This window comes from Enterobacter cloacae complex sp. P16RS2, from assembly GCF_014982155.1.
Lineage (GTDB): Bacteria > Pseudomonadota > Gammaproteobacteria > Enterobacterales > Enterobacteriaceae > Enterobacter > Enterobacter cloacae_M.
Genome location: NZ_JADCKW010000008.1, coordinates 24,075 through 42,716 on the forward strand (window position 1 = coordinate 24,075; position 18,642 = coordinate 42,716).

Annotated in this window: 14 protein-coding genes; 7 read left to right on the forward strand and 7 right to left on the reverse strand. The window is 57.8% G+C overall.

What is annotated here, in order from left to right:
* The first annotated feature begins 43 nt into the window (after positions 1–43).
* Positions 44–799 (forward strand): alpha/beta fold hydrolase, encoded by a 756-nt coding sequence (locus tag INF68_RS04290; protein WP_126786960.1) that lies wholly within the window; start codon positions 44–46, stop codon positions 797–799.
* Positions 800–829: 30 nt separating this feature from the next.
* On the opposite strand, the gene INF68_RS04295 is transcribed toward INF68_RS04290, so the two are convergent.
* From INF68_RS04295 to INF68_RS04305, 3 genes are read right to left on the reverse strand one after another with little or no spacing between them, the layout of a single operon-like run.
* Complete coding sequence (locus INF68_RS04295; protein WP_193525266.1) at positions 830–3,007, reverse strand: virulence factor SrfC family protein; 2,178 nt, start codon at positions 3,005–3,007, stop codon at positions 830–832.
* A complete protein-coding gene (locus INF68_RS04300) occupies positions 3,004–5,985 on the reverse strand; it encodes a virulence factor SrfB (protein ID WP_193525267.1) in 2,982 nt (993 codons plus the stop codon). Before INF68_RS04300 ends, INF68_RS04295 begins: the two co-directional genes overlap by 4 nt.
* A gap of 4 nt (positions 5,986–5,989) precedes the next feature.
* A complete protein-coding gene (locus tag INF68_RS04305; protein ID WP_126786957.1) occupies positions 5,990–7,339 on the reverse strand; it encodes an SrfA family protein in 1,350 nt (449 codons plus the stop codon).
* 283 nt (positions 7,340–7,622) lie between these two features.
* On the opposite strand from INF68_RS04305, the gene INF68_RS04310 reads away from it, so the two are divergent.
* Together INF68_RS04310 and INF68_RS04315 are read left to right on the forward strand one after the other, a co-directional pair.
* Complete coding sequence (locus INF68_RS04310; RefSeq protein ID WP_023311987.1) at positions 7,623–9,221, forward strand: ABC transporter substrate-binding protein; 1,599 nt, start codon at positions 7,623–7,625, stop codon at positions 9,219–9,221.
* Positions 9,222–9,316: 95 nt separating this feature from the next.
* On the forward strand, positions 9,317–9,550 hold the full coding sequence (locus tag INF68_RS04315) for a YdcY family protein (protein WP_047647612.1): 234 nt from the start codon (positions 9,317–9,319) through the stop codon (positions 9,548–9,550).
* A gap of 3 nt (positions 9,551–9,553) precedes the next feature.
* Here INF68_RS04315 and INF68_RS04320 read toward each other — a convergent pair whose 3' ends face one another.
* The gene (locus tag INF68_RS04320; RefSeq protein WP_109844070.1) at positions 9,554–10,003 is read right to left on the reverse strand and encodes a DMT family transporter; all 450 of its coding nucleotides are present in this window, start codon (positions 10,001–10,003) and stop codon (positions 9,554–9,556) included.
* On the reverse strand, positions 10,000–10,518 hold the full coding sequence (locus INF68_RS04325; protein ID WP_045354167.1) for a GNAT family N-acetyltransferase: 519 nt from the start codon (positions 10,516–10,518) through the stop codon (positions 10,000–10,002). The genes INF68_RS04320 and INF68_RS04325 overlap by 4 nt, the downstream gene beginning before the upstream one ends.
* A 148-nt stretch (positions 10,519–10,666) precedes the next feature.
* Between INF68_RS04325 and INF68_RS04330 the strand changes: the two genes are divergently transcribed.
* The 3 genes from INF68_RS04330 (at position 10,667) to INF68_RS04340 (ending at position 13,271) form a co-directional block, all read left to right on the forward strand.
* A complete protein-coding gene (locus tag INF68_RS04330) occupies positions 10,667–11,242 on the forward strand; it encodes a helix-turn-helix domain-containing protein (RefSeq protein ID WP_023311983.1) in 576 nt (191 codons plus the stop codon).
* A 65-nt stretch (positions 11,243–11,307) separates the two neighbouring features.
* Positions 11,308–12,348 carry an NADP-dependent oxidoreductase gene (locus INF68_RS04335; RefSeq protein WP_047741953.1) on the forward strand — a complete coding sequence of 347 codons (1,041 nt, stop codon included), beginning with the start codon at positions 11,308–11,310 and terminating at the stop codon, positions 12,346–12,348.
* A 254-nt stretch (positions 12,349–12,602) separates the two neighbouring features.
* Entirely contained in the window at positions 12,603–13,271 is a 669-nt protein-coding gene (locus INF68_RS04340; protein WP_023311981.1) for a GntR family transcriptional regulator, read from the forward strand.
* 119 nt (positions 13,272–13,390) lie between these two features.
* Here INF68_RS04340 and pqqU read toward each other — a convergent pair whose 3' ends face one another.
* On the reverse strand, positions 13,391–15,505 hold the full coding sequence (gene pqqU / locus INF68_RS04345; RefSeq protein ID WP_126786956.1) for a TonB-dependent receptor PqqU: 2,115 nt from the start codon (positions 15,503–15,505) through the stop codon (positions 13,391–13,393).
* A 242-nt stretch (positions 15,506–15,747) separates the two neighbouring features.
* On the opposite strand from pqqU, the gene INF68_RS04350 reads away from it, so the two are divergent.
* A complete protein-coding gene (locus INF68_RS04350) occupies positions 15,748–16,809 on the forward strand; it encodes a YncE family protein (protein ID WP_023311979.1) in 1,062 nt (353 codons plus the stop codon).
* A gap of 51 nt (positions 16,810–16,860) precedes the next feature.
* Here the strand turns inward: INF68_RS04350 and ansP are convergent, their stop codons facing one another.
* Positions 16,861–18,357: an L-asparagine permease gene (gene ansP, locus INF68_RS04355; RefSeq protein ID WP_023311978.1), complete on the reverse strand. Its 1,497-nt coding sequence runs from the start codon at positions 18,355–18,357 to the stop codon at positions 16,861–16,863.
* Between the last annotated feature and the right edge of the window lie 285 nt (positions 18,358–18,642).

Below are 18,642 nucleotides of genomic sequence, written 5' to 3' on the forward strand. Positions count from 1 at the left end.
CGGTAACTGTATAAATACACAGTGCATCGTAAAAGGAGTGCTTATGAACAGTTTTTACTCGCAGCAGGCCGGCTGTTCCGTGCGCTGGCATGACCTGCCCGGCACCGGCGATCCCGTGGTGTTCATTCACGGGCTGGGCTGCGCCTCTTCCTATGAATATCCCCGTGTCGTTCATGACCCGCTGTTTGGCGTGCGCAGAGCGATCCTCATCGATTTGCCCGGCAGCGGCTACAGCGACAAGCCTGAACGCTACAGCTATAAAACCACCGACCAGGCCCACGTTGTGGCGGAGCTGATTGACCACCTGAAGCTGGATGCCTTCTGGTTATACGGCCACAGCATGGGCGGCAGCATTGCTATCGAAACGGCGGGGCTGCTGGCGTCGCGCGTGAAGGGGCTGATGGTGTCAGAGCCTAATTTTCACGCGGGCGGGGGCATGTTCAGCCGGTCTATTGCGGCGCAAACCGAGCAGCAGTTTCTGACGCAGGGCTATGACGCCATGCTCAGCGCGGAAAAAACGGCGTGGGCCGGGTGCCTGCAGAGCAATGCGCCGTATGCCGTCTGGCGGGGCGCATCGAGCCTGGTGGCGGGCGTAGAGCCCGAATGGGAAGCGCAGTTTCTGTCACTTCCTTGCCCGGTAACGTTGATTTTCGGCGAGCTGTCTCTGCCGGATGACGATGTGGAAACTCTGAAGCAAAAGGGCGTCGAGGTGAAAATCATTCCTGCGGCAGGGCATTCAATGTCGTGGGAAAACCCTTCTGCGCTGGCGCAGACGATCGTTGGCTGTATGGCGCGGTGAAAATGGCCCGCATGGCTGCGGGCCGACATCTCAGCGCAATAACGCCTGTAAAGCCCGGCGAGCACCGGGCGGAACATCATGCGGATGCTGGTAATCAATGTTCTCTATCGCGCGGCTATAGAGTGCGACCAGCCAGTCGTATACGTACGCGGTGGCCGCATGCACAGGCTGTTCTCCCAGTCGCGTCAAGCGAGGCTCGGCGCTGCTGACCACTGGCGTAACGAAGATGGCCTGCCCCTTGCGGATGCGGCTTGCCGGACGTGTTGCCACAGGCGTCTGGTCGTAACCCAGCCAGCCAATGAAATTGCCCATCACGGTATGCAGCTGTGCCGCGCTGCTTTTATCCGCTTCGACGATACGCTGAAGCTGTTGAGGCAGATCAAGCCGGTAGCTGGTGACCACCAGCACATCCGCGATTTGCTGTAATACCGAAGGCTCCAGCCCAAGGCGCGCGGCCGTGGCCTCATTGCGGCTCCACTGACGCAGATGATTTATCCAGACTCTGTGCGCCAGACGCGCTTTGTCTTTTGTCTGGAACAGGCCGCTGCTTTCCTGGGTATTCTCGGCAAACAGGTCAATAGTGTCCGTAAACAGCCCGTTCACCTGCTCCTCGCGAGGCTGCTGAACGGCGAGCAGCGTTTCAAAGGCTTTCAGCGGCGGCAGCAGGCCTTCAAGCAGTTCGCCGTGGCGGGCGGCGCTGCTTTGCAGCGTGCGCACCATGTTTTCGGCCTGAGCGCGTCTTGTCCCCGGCTCTTCAACCAGCGGTGCCAGATAGCTCTGCATAAGCGATGAGAGCTCCTGTCGCAGCAAGCCTTTCAGCGTGCCGAGACGCTTCTGTCGCTGCGCGGGCAGCGTGGCCTGAGACAGCCACTCAATGACGCGCTGCATGCTGTGGCTGTCCAGCGCCTGCAGCGTGCCCCAGCGTAAACCCGGCTTTCCAAGCAGATGCTGTACGGCTTCATCGAGATTCTGTCGGGTGGTAAAGCGGGCGTCGTGAGGGGTAATCGCCCACACCAGCCCCGGCAGGGCCGATTCTTCAGCAGGCTGCGTCTCCTTGACCCAGTTCATCAACACTTTTGCTTTTTTTGCCGTGTGTTCGTGCTGCGCCGTCGCGTTGCAAATCACCAGCACATCCGGCTGAAGCTGTTGACGGTAATGCTCGAGCAGCCACTGGGACTTCGCCTGGCGTAGCGGGTCGGCACGGTTATCTTCAAAAACCGGAATATCAATAATATCGACGTTATCCAGCGCGCCGTTCTCAACCGGCAGCACCAGCTCGCGGGTCAGGAAGGCCAGCACGTCGACGGGGATGCTGATGGCGTTTAGCATTTCACCGCTATTCAGCGGATGAAGCAGCGTCTCCTGCGCGTCCTGAAGATCTAACGTGCCGTCGTGCGTCAGGAATCCTTCACCCGGCAGGCCAAAGCTGTCCACCAGCAGGCTAAGCGGGGCAGCAAGCTCGCCGGCATGACTGGTCTGGTGCAGCACATGGGCCAGTTTTAACCACTGCTGGGTCAACTCCTGCTGCTCGCCCCACAGCAGCGACCAGACGCTGGCCCGCGTGCTGAGATCGAGAGAAGGCACCAGCCTGGCGAACTCATGCCACAGGGCATCATCAATTTGTTGTTTAGCGGCGGGTACGGTGCTTTGCCAGAAGCGGGCTATCGCACCCACTTCCTGAGCCGTGATACCGGGCACGCCCTGCGGCTGGCGCAGCCCGCGCCATTTCTCCAGACGTGTCTCAATGACCGCCTTATCTACCGCGCGCATCTGCGGATGCAGCGTCGAGCGGGCAATAAACAGCTGTACCAGCTCGGCCTCGGTGACCAGGCTTAGACGCAGCGGGAACGCCTCATCCGCCACCTCCGGGCTTTCCCGTGTGAAGCGGACGGCCATGTTGGTCAGGGCATGTCCCGGATTGATATGCGAAAAATAGTCAAAGGTGCGCTGGCCCGGCGTCACGTTCAGGCGTCCATTACCGCTGCCGCACAGGGATAACAGCAGATGGGCTTTCGCGCTCTGCGAATGACCGTAAAGCCCAATGCTACTCTGGCGCGTCATGGCGCGTTCAATGGCCTGCTCCCGCGCCTGCGCCGCGTTGATGCGAGCAAGCAGGGCGTCAGCATCGTTATCCAGCACAGGGGCGTTCAGGCGCGTCTCATTAATCCATCCGATTAAGGCCTGAGTGGTGGTCGTCGTCGCTGTCATTTCAGGTATACGCTCCCGCTGTCGATCCAATAGTGGCTACCGCTGTGTCGGCGATCGGCCAGGGTATTCAGTTTGAAGGTTAATGCGTCAGGTGCAACCGGCGTGCCGTCCTGCAGCCAGGCATCGCTCAGCTCGAAGGCCTCAGGGCCTTCCTGCTTGCTGCCGCCGCAGAGCTTCAGCCGCACGTTCAGCACGCCGTCACCGGCAATGGCTTTCGCCAGTTCAGCCGAGTTGATGCTGAGCGTGTAGAGCGGCGTGGCGGGCCAGCGCGCGTTCGCCAGCTGGCGGAAGCCGAGGGTGACGTTACCGCGCAGCGGGAAGTGCACACGCGCGTCGAGCTTCGCGCCCGGCTTATCGAGGTCGATATCCTGATACCAGACGTTTTCCTCGCGCAGGGTATTAACGGTGTTATCCAGCACGCCGAGATACCGCACGGTTGAATACGCGCCAATGTCCGCGGCTTTAAAGTTGAAGCGCGGCAGACGCAGGTCCAGCGCCAGGCTGCAGAGCATGGCCCCCACGGCGGCCGTCGATTTCGGGTTGCCAATGCGCCCCTGCTGGCTGAACGGATACCACTCGTGCACCTGGTATTTATCCAGCCAGACGATGCGGTTGACCGGCACCGGCTGCAGATGACGAATCAGCGCCTGAACGCCAGGCAGGCAGCCGGGGCGTCCGGTGATCAGCAGAATATCGCAGCTGTAATGCGATATCGCCTCGCACACCGCGTGAAGCGGCGAGGCCAGCGTAAACTGCCCGGCCAGCATCGCATCCTGCATTTCGCGGAAATTCACATGCAGCGGCACCGCGAACAGGTCAAACGCGTCTGAACCCCCGGGCAGGGCATGGTCGATCGCCTGCTGCAGGTAATTCATAACGTTGCGGGTTGGTTTCTGCGGCAGGAGATCGCCAAAGGTGGCATGCAGACCGGACAGCGGATCGTCAACGTCGCTCGATTCCCACGCGGCAAGAATGGCGTGGCCAATCGGCATAAACAGCTGAAGCGCCGTTTGCTGACGGAGCACGGCCTGGGTATCGACGCGCCCGGAGTCGCCGAACAGCGACGCCATCAGCAGCGAGGCGTCCGCGATACCGGATTTCTGCAGCTGCGTTTGCAGCGCGGGCAACACGTAGCGCTGAATCACGTCCAGAAGCGTATCGTCGCCCGCGACCTTAAAGCCTTCACGGAACAGCAGCTGCGGGGTGATTTTGACGTTATTGCCGGAGCCGTCATCCAGCTGATAATGAGTGATCGCCATATCCGTTGTGCCGCCGCCGATGTCGATGGACGCGACGCGCAGCGCGCGGCCCGGCTGGCTACCGGGCTCAGGCTCACGGTCCGGGCGGGCCAGGGAGGCGAAGAAGGCTTCGGTCTGACCGCCAAAGCGGGAGATCGCTTCGTTATACAGCCAGACCAGCTGACCGCAGCTGGCTTCATCCCACTCCATCTGGATTTCAGGCACCGGCACCACGCTTTTATCCTGCTGTTTGCGGGTGACAAAATCCTCATCCTGCGGGTGCCAGCCCATCGCTTTCCAGACGATGGCGATGGCTTCGAACATGCGGCGACGGAAAATCTCGCGCTCCTGCTTGGGCATGGCCGAGGGCAGGGTCAGGATGAGGGTGCGCAGCTGGCGCGGCGACGCCGGGAAGCCAAGACGCAGGCGCGTGGCGACGCTGTTGATCTGCCCCAGCGCCTGCGCCAGCAGCTCGCACAGCATGTGCGTCATCAGCGTGCTGCGGCTGTACTGCGGCGAGAAGACCGGCAGGCGCTCGTCCTGCGGCAGCGTGAAGAGCGGCTCGCCGTCATCGTTCATCAGGTTCATCAGCGGAAACGCGGTGGCAAGCGGCTCACGCTGGGTTTTGCTGTTCATCTGGCTAAAGCGCCAGTCCTGCACGACCGGCGTTTCATCCCACAGGTAGCGACGCGGGCTGGAGATGCCGCTGTTGCCTTCAGTCCCCAGACGCTGCATCGCCAGCTTGCGCGCTTCATCGCCCACGCGAACAATCGACGGCCAGACAAAGGCGTCTTCGCGACCGCTTTCAACCGAGAAGTGCTGCTTGCCAAAGCGCGCTTCCGAAAACTCAAGACGGCTGGTGAACAGGGGCGCATTCAGGAACTGCGGCTCGCTTAGCGAGCGGACCTGCAGCTCGGCGGTCTGGCGCAGGCCATCGTTGGCGTCGCCGTGGTCTTCAATAATGACGCCGCAGGTGTGGGTATTGCCCACGTCGAGGATCAGGTCGACCGGAATGGCTGGCGTGCTGAGCGTATGGGTGACAAATTTCACTTCCGGTACGGTGAGCTGTTCACCGAGCATGGTCAGCAGGTTAAGCCAGTGGGCCTGATATTCAAAACTGCGCATCGCCTGCTGCAGGTCGCGTTCAGAGCGGTTCTCAACGCCGTCGGCATACTGGGTAAACGCCTCGCGCAGCCAGCCGTCAATCCAGGTCTGGTCGAGGAAACTTTCAACTTCGTTGTCTCGCCAGGCCAGCGCGAATCGGGTCCCGTTGAGAATATCGTTTTCAACCGGGGACAGGGCGGACGTGGCGTGTTCGGCAATCTGACTGTCAAGGGCGAGCGTGACGCGGTGCGTATTTCCTGCCGTGTCCGGGGTGTCAAGCTTGCGCACCTGAACGCGCGCCCAGTTATCCGGCCCATCAACGAAGGTTCGCGGCGGGTTGAAGCGCAGGAACGGAACCGGAAGCCAGACGCCGTCCAGCACCGCCAGGGACTGATGCAGCGGGATGGTGGTTTCCGGCTTAACCACTTCAGGCTGCCCGCCGTTCGTGCCCGGCACGGTATAGCGCCCGTTAACCAGGTCGAAATCGAGCCGCAGCAGCGGGCCGTTCGCGGTTTTACGTACGAAGCGCCCGTTGCTGGCGGTGTCCTGCGGCGTCAGACCGAAATCGAGGAACTGCACGCCGCTGTTGGCAATAAGCGTGACGCTTTGTTTATAGTCGCAAAGATTAACCAGCATAGGATCAGGCACCTGCTTTCTTGAACGTCAGGGGAACGACGGTATTGGCATCATAACGGGCGCGACATTCTGCGATATCGCTGGCGCCTGCTTTACAGGCAACCTCCGGCATCGGGTAGCGGGAGCCGTCGGTACAGCGGGCAGTACCGCGACTTTTAATCATCAGCTCGCCGTTGCTGTGCAGGCCGGAGAAGACCTCCGCGCGGCAGACAACGTTGTCGCCATGGACAACCCGGGCGAAGCCTTTATTGTTCTGGATCTGATAGCGCATTGACGGCGGCTTGCCGGTGACCGGATCTTTCACGTCCAGAACCGCACGCCAGGTACCGTTCAGGAAACGCGTCGATCCCGCTTTCACCTGATTCGCCTCCATCACCATGGCGTCTTTCGGGATGGCGACAATCACCACCGGAGCAGGCTGTGGCGCAGGAGCGGCCGGAGCCGCTTCTTTTTCTTTGCTGGCCACGACCTCTGCCTGATGCAGCGGTAATTTCAGGGCCAGCGGCTCAACCGCTTTGATCGGCTTTGGCGCAATCTCTACGGGCTGAGGGGCGGGCACCGGGGCGGGCTCAGCGGAAGGCGACTGTTTTGGCCACAGCAGCGGTGCGGCAATGGCGGCAACGATCGCGACGGCAACCGGCAGCGTCCACAGGGGAACGCGGCGCTTTTTCGCGACGATCGGTACAGCCGGTTCCTGAACGGGTTGCGCAACGGCCGGTGCCGGCTCAGGCTCATACAGATCTTCCGGCGTGATACGCACCACTGTGGAAGGGGCGATCAGCGGCTCGTCGGCGTGTTCAAAGGCCACCACAGGTTCTGGCTCAGGCTCGGGATCAGGAACTTCAATCACAACGGGGGCGGGCTCAGGGACCAGCGATTCACGCAGGCAGTCGAGAACATCGTCGCGCGCATTCTCGTTCAGGTTGACGAACCCCCAGAAGCTGATGACCGGCTTTCCGTCCACCAGGAAGAGGAAGTTTTCACCCGGGAACTGAAACGCCTTTGACAGCAGAGAGCCAAAAAGCTGCTGTGCGGTTTTGGGCGACTGGAGGCATTTCTTGCTTAACGACTCAACGCTGGCGAGCGTGTTTTCCAGATAGCGCAGGGCGCGATAACGGTCATCTTCATCGGCCGCTTTCCAGCTGGTTACGCTCCCTTCGACGGGGGAATACCAGTCCACGCGGTCACCGCTGTCGTTGACCTGAGGAATAGCCAGACAGTCGACGATGGCCTGTTGTTTGCGCAACCGGAGCGCTTCCCGGATTTGTAACGCTGATTCAAAAACGGCTTGTCCGCCGCCGCCAACGGCCTGAAAGTCATCCAGGTTACCGCTGCGTAAAAGAGTTTTTGCCACGATTTGATCCCATATACTTCTTCACACCGTTACTTTAACGAAACGAGGAAGCAACCAAACGGGGGAAGAGACGCTAAAAGGACCGATTTCTTGCGGCATAGAAAGTGACGGTTGTGCTTGACGAATAATGGCCCTTAAGGCAAATCACCTTTTTGGGCGCTGGCTGTTAAAACAGCAAAAAACGCGGCTTTAGAATAACCTGATAGTGTTTCGTTATTTGCCAGGTCATATCGCCTGTGCTGTTATTACTGTCTTATATAATAAAACTGTCAGGGTTATAACCATGTCTACAGGGAAAACACTGCTCGCCCTTGCGCTGAGCGCGCTGTTACCAGCCGGTGCCGCATGGGCGGCAAACAACGACACCCTTATTTACTGTTCTGAAGCGTCTCCCGAGTCCTTCAACCCGCAAATCGCCAGCTCTGGCCCGTCTTTTGTGGCCAGCTCTCAGGTACTGTACAACCGCCTGATCAATTTCGACCCGGTGAAAAACACACCGGTTCCGTCGCTGGCGGAGTCCTGGACGATTTCGCCGGACGGTAAGACGTATACCTTTGCCCTGCGCAAAGGGGTGAAGTTCAACAGCAATAAATACTTCAAACCGACGCGCGACTTTAACGCCGATGACGTTATTTTCTCGGTTCTGCGTCAGAAAGACCCTAAACACCCTTATCACAACGTGTCGCAGGGCAACTACGAATACTTTAACGATGTCGGGCTTGATAAGCTGATTCAGGACGTGAAAAAGGTCGACGACTATCACGTCCAGTTCACCCTCAGCGAGCCTAACGCCGCGTTTCTGGCCGACTGGGGGATGGATTTCGCCTCCATTCTCTCCGCCGAATACGCCGACGCGATGCTGAAAAAAGGCACGCCTGAAAACGTAGACACCTGGCCGATTGGTACCGGGCCGTACGTCCTGCAGCAGTATAAGGTAGATTCGCTGATCCGCTACGTCGCGAACCCGAACTACTGGGAAGGCGAAGTGCCGACGAAGCATCTCATCTTCTCCATCACGCCAAATGTAGAAACCCGCCTGGCGAAGCTGCAGACCAACGAGTGCCAGATCATTCCTGCACCGTCCCCGGTTCAGTTTGACGCCATCAAGAACAACAAAGACCTGACGCTGCACTCGGTCGATGCGCTGAACGTCGGCTATCTGGCGTTCAACACCGAGAAAAAACCGTTTGATAACGTGCTGGTCCGTCAGGCGCTTAACTACGCGACCGACAAGAAGGCCATTGTTAACGCGGTCTTTATGGGATCCGGTACGGTGGCAAAATCGCCGATCCCGCCAAATATGCTGGGCTTTAATAAAGACCTGAAGGACTACAGCTACGATCCTGAAAAAGCGAAAGCGCTGCTGAAGCAGGCGGGGCTGGAGAAGGGGGCGGAAGTCACGCTGTGGTCAATGCCGGTTCAGCGTCCTTATAACCCGAACTCGCGCCGTATCGCAGAGATGATCCAGAGCGACTGGGCGAAAGTCGGCGTGAAGGCCAAAATTGTCTCTTACGAGTGGGGTGAATATCTCTCCGGAATGCGTAAAGGCGAACATGACTCCGCGCTGTTTGGCTGGATGTCCGATAACGGTGACCCTGATAACTTTGCCGACGTGCTGCTGGGCTGCAACAGTATTAAAACCGGATCAAACGCCGCGCGCTGGTGCGATAAGGGTTATGATGCTCTGGTGCAAAAAGCGAAGCTGACCAGCAGCCCGGCCGAGCGCGCGAAACTTTACGGCCAGGCGCAGGAGATCTTCTACCAGCAGGCGCCGTGGATCGCACTGGCAAACGGGAAAACGTTCTATGCAACCCGCAGCAACGTGACCGGATACAGCGTGAGCCTGATGGGCAGCGATTTCTCTAAGGCGAAGCTTAACTAATATGTTGCCCGGTGGCGCTGCGCTTACCGGGCCTACGGTTCCCCTGTAGGCCGGGTAAGGCGCAGCCGCCACCCGGCGATTCACAAGGAGTGACAATGTCACATTTAAACGAAGTTACCGCCCGTGTGGATGCCGCTATTGAAGAGAGCGTCATCACCCATATGAATGAACTGCTGATCGAATTAAGCGATGACGCAGAGCTCAGCCGTGAAGAACGCTACACCCAGCAGCAGCGTCTGCGTACCGCGATTTCGCACCACGGTAAGCAGCATAAAGAGGAGTTGGACGCGCGTGAGGAACAGCTGACCAAAGGCGGCACCATACTGTAGCGATCAAAACTGTCGCCGCGCCACCAGCCAGGCCCCGACGACCAGCATCACCGCGCCGCACGCCGGGCCAATCAGGGCGCGCAGCGGAACGCCGTTGCTCCTTAGCACGTCCATCACCAGCCCGCCAATCAGCTGGCTTGCTACCAGCACGGCGATAGTCGTCGCCGCGCCAACGTTCTGATACCCGCTGATACTGGCAAACACAAAAAACGACCCCAGCAGCCCCGGGATAAGCGTCCACCAGCGCACCGTTGCGGCCAGCTCGCTGAATCCGGCGACGCCCTGTTTCAGCAGCAGAATGCTGACAAACAGCACAATGCCGACCAGGGAGTTCAGCAGCATCGCGATAAGAATGGTGGAGGAGGACTGGGTGATACGCACCATTAAAGTGTTTTGCACCACCAGACCAATTCCCGCCGCCACCAGAAACGCCAGCGTCAGTGACTGATTCATGGGATAGCGTCCGGATCGCTGCGCTCGTCCAGCTGCAGCTGCATAAAGGTCAAGTCCAGCCAGCGGCCAAACTTGGTTCCCACCTGCGGCATCTGCCCCGTGGTGACAAAACCAAGCGTTTCGTGGAGGTGAATCGAGGCATGGTTTTGCGCTTCAATACCGGCCACCATTACGTGTTTACCGATGGCGCGGGCCTCGTTAATCAGCGCGACCATCAGCGTGCGGCCAATGCCTTGTCCCTGATGATCCGGGTGGACGTAGACCGAATGCTCAACCGTATGACGGAAACCGTCGAAGGCGCGCCAGTCGCCGAAAGAGGCGTAACCGGTGATAACGCCGTTTTCCTCGCTCACAAGAACCGGGTAACCCGCGAGCGTGCGCGCCTCAAACCAGGCGATTCGGTTATCGGTATCGACGGTTTTATCGTTCCAGATCGCGGCAGTATGCAGCACCGCGTGGTTGTAGATTTCGCCTATCGCAGCGCAGTCTTCCTTGCAGGCATGACGAACGATCATGATTAACCCTCTGTGTGTTGTTCACTATAGTATTACGTTATTCCTACGATATTACACAACCGTATAGCCCGAACGCTACGGCATAAGCCATATTTTTTTGTTATCAAAAGCCCATTGAAATGCCTTTCATACACTATAGTATGACGTCATGAACACCATAACAGACACAATGAATCAACGGATTAGCGCAAGAATTCGCCTTGAACGCGAGTCTCGCGGATGGTCCCTGAGCGAGCTTGCTGACCGGGCAGGGGTCTCGCGCGCGATGATCCACAAGATTGAACGCGGAGACAGCAGCCCGACGGCCACCTTGCTGGCCCGCCTGTCCGGCGCGTTTGGCATCAGCATGTCAACGCTTATTGCCCGGGCCGAAATGCAGGAGGGCAAGCTGCTGCGCCTTGCAAACCAGCCCGTCTGGCGAGATCCGCAGACGCACTACCTCCGCCGCCATGTTTCTCCCCGCACCGATCTGCCCATCGACCTTGTTCAGGTTGAACTGCCCGCGGGCAGCGATGTTCCGATGCCTGCATCTTCTTACGCGCTGGCACGTCAGCTTATCTGGCTCCAGTCCGGCGAGCTGGTGTTTCAGGAGGGCGATACGCGCCACGAAATGCACGCCGGAGACTGTCTCGAGCTGGGGCCGCCAAATGACTGCAGGTTCATCAACGAAACGAATGAAACCTGCATCTATCTGGTTGTACGGCTTAACCAGTCTGCCTCGTAATGCTAATGCGATAACGCCGATCGTGAGCCAGGCTGTAATGACATTTGTACCAGAAGGAGATCCCGATGAATCAACCTGTTTCGCAAAATCGCCGCTGGGTACTGGCCTCTCGTCCGCAGGGTGCGCCGGTCGCGGAAAATTTTCGTCTCGAAACGCAGCCTGTTCCCGCCCCGGCTGAAGGGCAGCTTTTGCTGCGCACCGTCTGGCTGTCGCTGGACCCTTATATGCGGGGGCGCATGAGCGATGCGCCATCCTATTCACCACCGGTTGAGCTGGGCGCGGTGATGGTGGGGGGAACGGTTAGCCGCGTTGAGCAGTCAAATCATCCCGACTTCAAAGCCGGTGAGTGGGTGCTGGGCTACAGCGGCTGGCAGGAGTATGAACTCTCGGACGGCAGCGGCCTGGTGAAGCTGGGCGAAAATCCGTCACATCCTTCCTGGGCGCTGGGTATTCTGGGCATGCCGGGCTTTACCGCCTATATGGGATTGCTGGATATCGGGCAGCCAAAAGCGGGCGAAACGCTGGTGGTCGCCGCGGCGACAGGCCCGGTTGGCGCGACCGTCGGGCAGATCGGTAAAATCAAAGGTTGCCGGGTGGTCGGGGTCGCCGGTGGGGCTGAAAAATGCCGCCATGCCGTTGAGGTCCTCGGGTTTGACCTCTGTCTGGATCACCACGCGGCCGACTTTGCCGAACAGCTGAAACGCGCCTGCCCGAACGGGATTGACGTCTATTATGAAAACGTCGGCGGGAAAGTATTTGACGCCGTGCTGCCGTTACTGAATACCTCCGCGCGCGTCCCGGTGTGCGGTCTGGTGAGCGGCTACAATGCGACGGGCCTGCCCGAGGGGCCGGATCGCCTGCCGCTACTGATGGCGACCATCCTGAAGAAACGCATTCGTATGCAGGGCTTTATCATCGGCCAGGATTACGGTCACCGCATTAAGGAGTTCCAGGAAGCGATGGGACGCTGGGTGCAGGAGGGCAAAATTCACTATCGCGAACAGATAACGGACGGGCTGGAGAACGCGCCCGAGGCGCTGATTGGCCTGCTTGAAGGGCGTAACTTCGGCAAAGTCGTGATTCGCGTCGCGAGTGACAATAAATAAACGGCACTATGGCGGGGTTTCCCGCCATATTTATTTGTGAAGATACGATATATTGTCTTTAATTAACGGACATGGCATTTCGCGTCCGCATCCCGGATGGGCCCGAAACCAATAAAAAAACAAATTTTGCTTTTTTGATGTTTTTACGTACTTCCCACCACCAGGCATGACGATACAGGATATATCGGACCGGCGTCGTTTTATTAAAACTGGCGTTTAAAAATAGCATTAAGTTTTAGCTACAGGAATTGAACATGCTTGATTTGGACCACTTAGAAAAAGCCCAAAGGGTCAGTCTTACCATGCAAGTTGAACACAGTTTGAAAGGAGCGTTAATTACAGGCTCACTCAAACCTGGGGCACGACTGATTACGAAAGAGATCGCCGATAAATTAGGAACCAGTATTACCCCTGTTCGCGAGGCGCTGTTGCGCCTAGTGTCATCAGGGGCGTTACACGCCACGCCGGCGCAGGCATTTCTGGTTCCGGAGGTCACGCTGGAGCGCTATAACGAGATTAACGCCATCCGCAAGCAGCTTGAGCCGATGGCGGTCGCCGCAGCCTGTCAGAATATGTCTGACAGCAAACTGGAGGCGTTGCGCAAATTGTCGGATGCCTTTCATGAGGCCATGCGCAACGGGAACGTCCAGCAGGCATTGCATGCGAATCGCGTCTTCAGGTTTACGCTTTATCAGTATGCAGAAATGCCAACGCTTAATGCCTTAATTGAGCAGCTCTGGGTGCGCATCGGGCCCTGTATGAACTATCTGCATCAGGAGCTTAACGACATCAAAGCCTCGACATATCACTATGACGAACTGCTTTCCGCCCTTGAGCGAAGAGATGTTGTTGCCTGCCAGAAGGCGATTGATAAGGTGATTGATGAAGCGAATTTGCTTTTACAGCGACAATATTTTAACTAAGAGATTATTTAGCAGAGCGACTATATTCCGCCCCTAATTATTTATCTGGTGAATAACTCCTGATGGTTTATTGCCATCAGGAGCGTTATTTCATTAATAAGATAAACTTTTCTTTTCGCTTACTCGAAGCGATAAGAGACCGACAGCCCGACCCCGTAGTTACGGCCCGGTGCAGGCTCGTAATAACGACCGTTAGACTCGTTGACAATAACCGAGCCCGCGTACTCTTTATCGAACAGGTTATCGACGCGGCCAAAGACATCCATGCCCCAGCTGCCGTAGTTGAATTTGTACCCGGTGTTCAGCCCGACCACAGTATAGGACGGCGCTTTCGCCGTATTCTCGTCGTCGGCCATGATATCGCTCATGTAGCGCACGTCAGAGCCCGCGTACCAGCCTTCCTCCGGCTGCCAGCCAAACGAGGCGTAACCCATGTTGCGGGCAATGCCCGGCATCCGGTTACCGTTACAGTCTGCGTCGCTGCAGACGTTAGTCCGGTAGGTGGCATCCAGATACGTCCACGCCATCTTCAGCTTCCAGTTGTCAGCAAACTGCTGGTCGAGGGAGACTTCCACCCCCTGACGACGGGTTTTACCGGCATTTTTATAGCTGGTACGCCCGCCAGAGCTGGCATCCACCACGATCTCATCATCCGTATCTGTGCGGAACAGCGCCGCGGTCAGCAGGCCATTGCCGATGCGGGTTTTGCTGCCCACTTCATACGTGTTGTTGGTGGACGGCTGCAGGCCGATGTTCAGGCCGCCCTGGTTATCGGCGCGATAGGAAAGCTCGTTGATGGTTGGCGTTTCGAATCCACGTCCTGCGGCAGCGTAGAGGTTCCATCCGTCCGTCACCGCATACTTCACGGAACCGGCCGGGAGCCACTTGTGATAGCTCGCGTCACCGCTGTCGTCACCGTTGCCCGGCGTAACGTAATGGTCGTTGGAATCAAACCACACCGAGCTGTAGCGCACCCCCGCATCCACCGACAGTTTCTGCGTCAGCTGCCAGCTGGTTTGCAGGTAAGGGTCAACGTTCCACATCAGGTTACGTTCGTTTCGACGCTTGTCACCCTTCACGCCGTAATCCGGCACGCCGTTGTTCATCACGAAGTTCTCGTATCCGCGACGATCTTCGCTCAGGTTTTCGTAGTTCAGGCCGGTAGTAAAGGTCACCGGCACCAGCAGCTCGCCGCGGTGCGTCCAGCGGGTATCGATACCCTGATAATGACGCTGCATATCAATCACGCCGCCGGAGTGGGAGGCTTTCAGCTGCGGCTGATACGGAATCGACTGGTACTGCGTCATTTCACGTTCGCCGGCGTACATCATTACGCTGAGGTCGTCCTGAGCGCTGAGCTGGCGGTCGTAGCGCAGGCCGGCCTGGGTCTGCTTGATGGTCTTGCGGGTGTTGTACTGATCGCCGCGTGGAGATTGACGCGGGTTATTTTGCCACTCCTGATAGCTCAGCCCGCCCGGATCGTTGGCCTTCATGTCCACGCTGTTGAAAATCAGCGTCAGCTTGCTGACGTCGTCAATGCGCACGCCCAGTTTGGCGTTAGCGAGGTTCTTCCGCGCGCCGCTGTGGTCGCGGTAGCCTTTGGTGGTGAAACGGGTGGTGGAAACGGTGTAATCCACATCGCCCGCGTGGGTGCCGTCACCCATCGCGCCGGTGGCTTTCATGCCGTAGCGCCAGGTACCGTAGCTGCCGTAATAGCTGCTGGCTTCAATGGTCGGCGGCTGCTGCCCGGTCTGGGTGTTGATGTTAATCACGCCGCCGGAGGCGTTCCCGTACAGGGCCGAGAAGGGGCCGCGCAGCACTTCAACGCTCTCCACGCTAGAGAGATCGATGTTGGACGTCTGGCCCTGTCCGTCCGGCATGGTGGCAGGGATACCGTCGACATACATGCGGATACCGCGCACGCCAAACGTTGAGCGGGCACCAAACCCACGCATTGAAAGCTGGAGATCCTGGGCATAGTTCTGGCGGTTCTGAATTTGCAGTCCCGGGACGCTGCCCAGAGATTCAGACAGGTTGATGCGCGGCGCGGCGTGGCGCATGTCATCGCCATTGACGACGCTGACCGCGGCCGGGGTATCCAGTTCCGATACGGTTTGCGGCGTGGCGCTGACGATCATGGTCTGTTCCTCCGCGCTCATTGCGGTTAGCGGCGCGAAAATAACGGGAACCAGCAGCAGCGGGAGAGAAGCCTTACGGGCAGAAATGATTTTCATGAATAAAACCGGTTGTGGTGTATAAACGAACCAAATGGAACATGTCCATACATGTTAAAGGTTTTGTAAATGTTTTGAAAACTATAACCGCACATTGCGTTAATGAAAGGCGAAGCGCGAAAGAAAAACTCCACATTCACTTCATTAATGATTACTATTCTCATTATCAAAAGGCAATGCCATGACGTTGTCTGCCGGAAGTGATGTCAGCCCAAACCCCTCTTTTCAGAAAAGGAATTGTTATGTCTTTACGTCATCTGTGCTCGCCGCGTCTGAGCCTGTCACTGCTGTCTGCCACTTTACTGCTTGCCGGGACGTTCCAGGTGCATGCCGCCGAAGAGGTGCTGCGTAAAGCGGTGGGCAAAGGGGCGTATGAAATGGCGGTCAGCCAGCAGGAGAATGCGCTGTGGGTGGCGACCTCGCAAAGCCGCAAAACCGATAAGGGCGGAGTTATCTATCGCCTTGATCCGGTTACGCTGGACGTGACGCAGGCGATTCACAGCGATCTCAAACCCTTTGGCGCCACGCTCGACGGCGCGACGCAAACCCTGTGGTTTGGCAACACCCTCAACGGCGCGGTGACGGCCATCGATGCGAAAACGGGCGACGTGAAAGGGCGACTGGTGCTCGATAATCGCCAGCGCAGTGAAACCGTCAAACCGCTGCAGCCGCGCCAGCTGGTGGCGGATGACGCGAGCAACACGATTTACATCACCGGTGTCGGCAAAGAGAGCGTGATTTGGGTGGTGGATGGCGCAACGCTGAAGCTAAAAGAGACCATTGCCAATACCGGTACGTACAGCACCGGCCTGGCGCTGGATGCTCAGGCAAAACGTCTGTACACCACGAATGCGGACGGCGAGCTGGTAACCATTGATACGGCGACCAATAAAATCCTGAGCCGCAAAAAAGTGCAGGATGACGGCAAAGAGCACTTCTACCTGAACATCAGCCTCGATACCGCCGGCCAGCGCGCGTTCCTGACCGATTCAAAACAGCCGGAAGTGCTGGTGGTGAGCCTGAAAGACGGCAGCGTGATGGAGAAGATCGCCGCGCCTGAATCACTGGCCGTCCTGTTTAACCCAACGCGCAATGAGGTTTACGTGACGCACCGTGAAGCCGGTAAGGTGAGCGTGATTGACGCGAAAACGTATAAGGTCACAAAAACCTTCGACACGCCGGTTTACCCGAACAGCCTGGCGCTCTCTGCGGATGGCAAAACCCTGTACGTGACGGTGAAACAAAAATCCACTCGCCAGCAGGAAGCCACTCAGCCTGACGACGTTATTCGTATCGCGCTGTAAGATAAAAAAAGGGAAGGCATTTGCCTTCCCTTTTTAATGCTTACCGGATGCTTAACGCGAGGTTTCTTCTACCAGCGGTGCGTCGTGTTTTTCATCGTCGTGATGAACCGGCGCGGTGCTGTGAATTTCGTGAACGCGCTTACGCACGCCGAACCAGCCGGCAATCAGCAGTACCGCCAGCAGCGGAATGGTCGCGATGGTGTAGGTACCGTTCGGGTAGTCGAACGCCATCAGCACCAGCACGCTGAACAGGAACAGCAGGGTGAGCCAGGAGGTCACCGGTGCGCCCGGCATCTTGAAGCTCACATCAGCCGCTTTGCCTTCTTTGATCGCTTTGCGCAGACGCATCTGGCAGACCACAATGAAAGCCCAGGAGGCGATAATCCCCAGTGCAGCCACGTTCAGAACGATCTCAAATACGCGGGACGGCACCAGATAGTTCAGGAACACGCCAAAGACGTAAACCACCAGCGTTGCCAGAATCCCCGCATAGGGAACCTGCTGCTTGCTCATTTTCGACATGAACTTCGGCGCAGAACCGCCCATCGACATAGAGCGCAGGATACGGCCGGTAGAGTAAAGGCCTGAGTTCAGGCTGGAGAGCGCTGCCGTCAGAACCACGATGTTCATGATACTGCCAACGTAAGGCACGCCCAGCTTAGAGAAGAAGGTCACAAACGGACTCTGACCGGCCTGATAGGCAGTCCACGGGAGCAGCAGAACCAGCAGCACCACGGAACCGACGTAGAACAGACCGATACGCCAGATCACGCTGTTAATGGCTTTTGGGACCATAGTCTGCGGATCTTTACATTCACCTGCTGCGGTACCCACCAGTTCGATGGAGGCGAAGGCGAACACCACGCCCTGAACCAGGACCAGCGCAGGCAGCAGACCGTGCGGGAAGAATCCGCCGTTATCGGTTATCAGGTGGAAGCCGGTGGCATTGCCGTCCAGCGGCTTGCCGCTGCCGAGGAAGACGGTACCCACGACCAGGAACACCACGATGGCCAGCACTTTAACCAGCGCAAACCAGAACTCCATCTCCGCGAACCACTTCACGCCGATCATGTTCATGGTGCCGACAATCGCCAGCGCGCCAAGCGCAAAGACCCACTGCGGCACATCGCCAAACGCGCCCCAGTAGTGCATATACAGCGCAACGGCGGTGATATCGACAATACCGGTCATCGCCCAGTTGACGAAGTACATCCAGCCCGCAACGTAGGCCGCTTTTTCACCGAGGAATTCACGGGCGTAAGAGACGAAGCTTCCGCTGGAAGGGCGATGCAGTACCAGTTCGCCCAGCGCACGAAGAATAAAGAAAGAGAAGATCCCGCACACCAGATAGACCAGGGCGAGAGCAGGGCCAGCCATCTGCAGACGCGCACCCGCACCTAAAAACAGACCCGTTCCGATAGCGCCGCCGATGGCGATCATTTGAACCTGACGGTTGCCCATCGCTTTGTGGTAGCCCTCTTCGTGGGAGTTCAACCAGCGACGTTTAGCAGCATGATGATCGGCTGCGCTTTTATTGCTTGTTTTCATTGAGTTACCTGTTTGCCTGTCTGAACCATTATCGTGATAGTCCTGCCTGGCAGAGCGCAATACAAACGATTGCTTCTGCGCAAACACATGTCGCCTTCCCAGTCATTCTGCGTATGGATAAGGCGAAACATGGCGAGGCATCCTACCTGCAATTCATAAGCGACGCAAAATATAACCGTGCCGAAAGTGATGCACGTCGAAGGAAATTGTGTGGTCAGAGCAGACGGCGATCACAACACGCTGAATCGTGGTGAGTTTTTAGACAAAACATGCGGCGGGTTGATT

What these genes read in the sequence shown, in the direction of transcription:
- INF68_RS04290 (WP_126786960.1), top strand. Translation starts at nt 44, where the DNA reads ATGAACAGTTTTTACTCGCAGCAGGCCGGCTGTTCCGTGCGCTGGCAT.
- INF68_RS04295 (WP_193525266.1), bottom strand. Translation starts at nt 3,007, where the DNA reads ATGACAGCGACGACGACCACCACTCAGGCCTTAATCGGATGGATTAAT.
- INF68_RS04300 (WP_193525267.1), bottom strand. Translation starts at nt 5,985, where the DNA reads ATGCTGGTTAATCTTTGCGACTATAAACAAAGCGTCACGCTTATTGCC.
- INF68_RS04310 (WP_023311987.1), top strand. Translation starts at nt 7,623, where the DNA reads ATGTCTACAGGGAAAACACTGCTCGCCCTTGCGCTGAGCGCGCTGTTA.
- INF68_RS04315 (WP_047647612.1), top strand. Translation starts at nt 9,317, where the DNA reads ATGTCACATTTAAACGAAGTTACCGCCCGTGTGGATGCCGCTATTGAA.
- INF68_RS04320 (WP_109844070.1), bottom strand. Translation starts at nt 10,003, where the DNA reads ATGAATCAGTCACTGACGCTGGCGTTTCTGGTGGCGGCGGGAATTGGT.
- INF68_RS04325 (WP_045354167.1), bottom strand. Translation starts at nt 10,518, where the DNA reads ATGATCGTTCGTCATGCCTGCAAGGAAGACTGCGCTGCGATAGGCGAA.
- INF68_RS04330 (WP_023311983.1), top strand. Translation starts at nt 10,667, where the DNA reads ATGAACACCATAACAGACACAATGAATCAACGGATTAGCGCAAGAATT.
- INF68_RS04335 (WP_047741953.1), top strand. Translation starts at nt 11,308, where the DNA reads ATGAATCAACCTGTTTCGCAAAATCGCCGCTGGGTACTGGCCTCTCGT.
- INF68_RS04340 (WP_023311981.1), top strand. Translation starts at nt 12,603, where the DNA reads ATGCTTGATTTGGACCACTTAGAAAAAGCCCAAAGGGTCAGTCTTACC.
- pqqU (WP_126786956.1), bottom strand. Translation starts at nt 15,505, where the DNA reads ATGAAAATCATTTCTGCCCGTAAGGCTTCTCTCCCGCTGCTGCTGGTT.
- INF68_RS04350 (WP_023311979.1), top strand. Translation starts at nt 15,748, where the DNA reads ATGTCTTTACGTCATCTGTGCTCGCCGCGTCTGAGCCTGTCACTGCTG.
- ansP (WP_023311978.1), bottom strand. Translation starts at nt 18,357, where the DNA reads ATGAAAACAAGCAATAAAAGCGCAGCCGATCATCATGCTGCTAAACGT.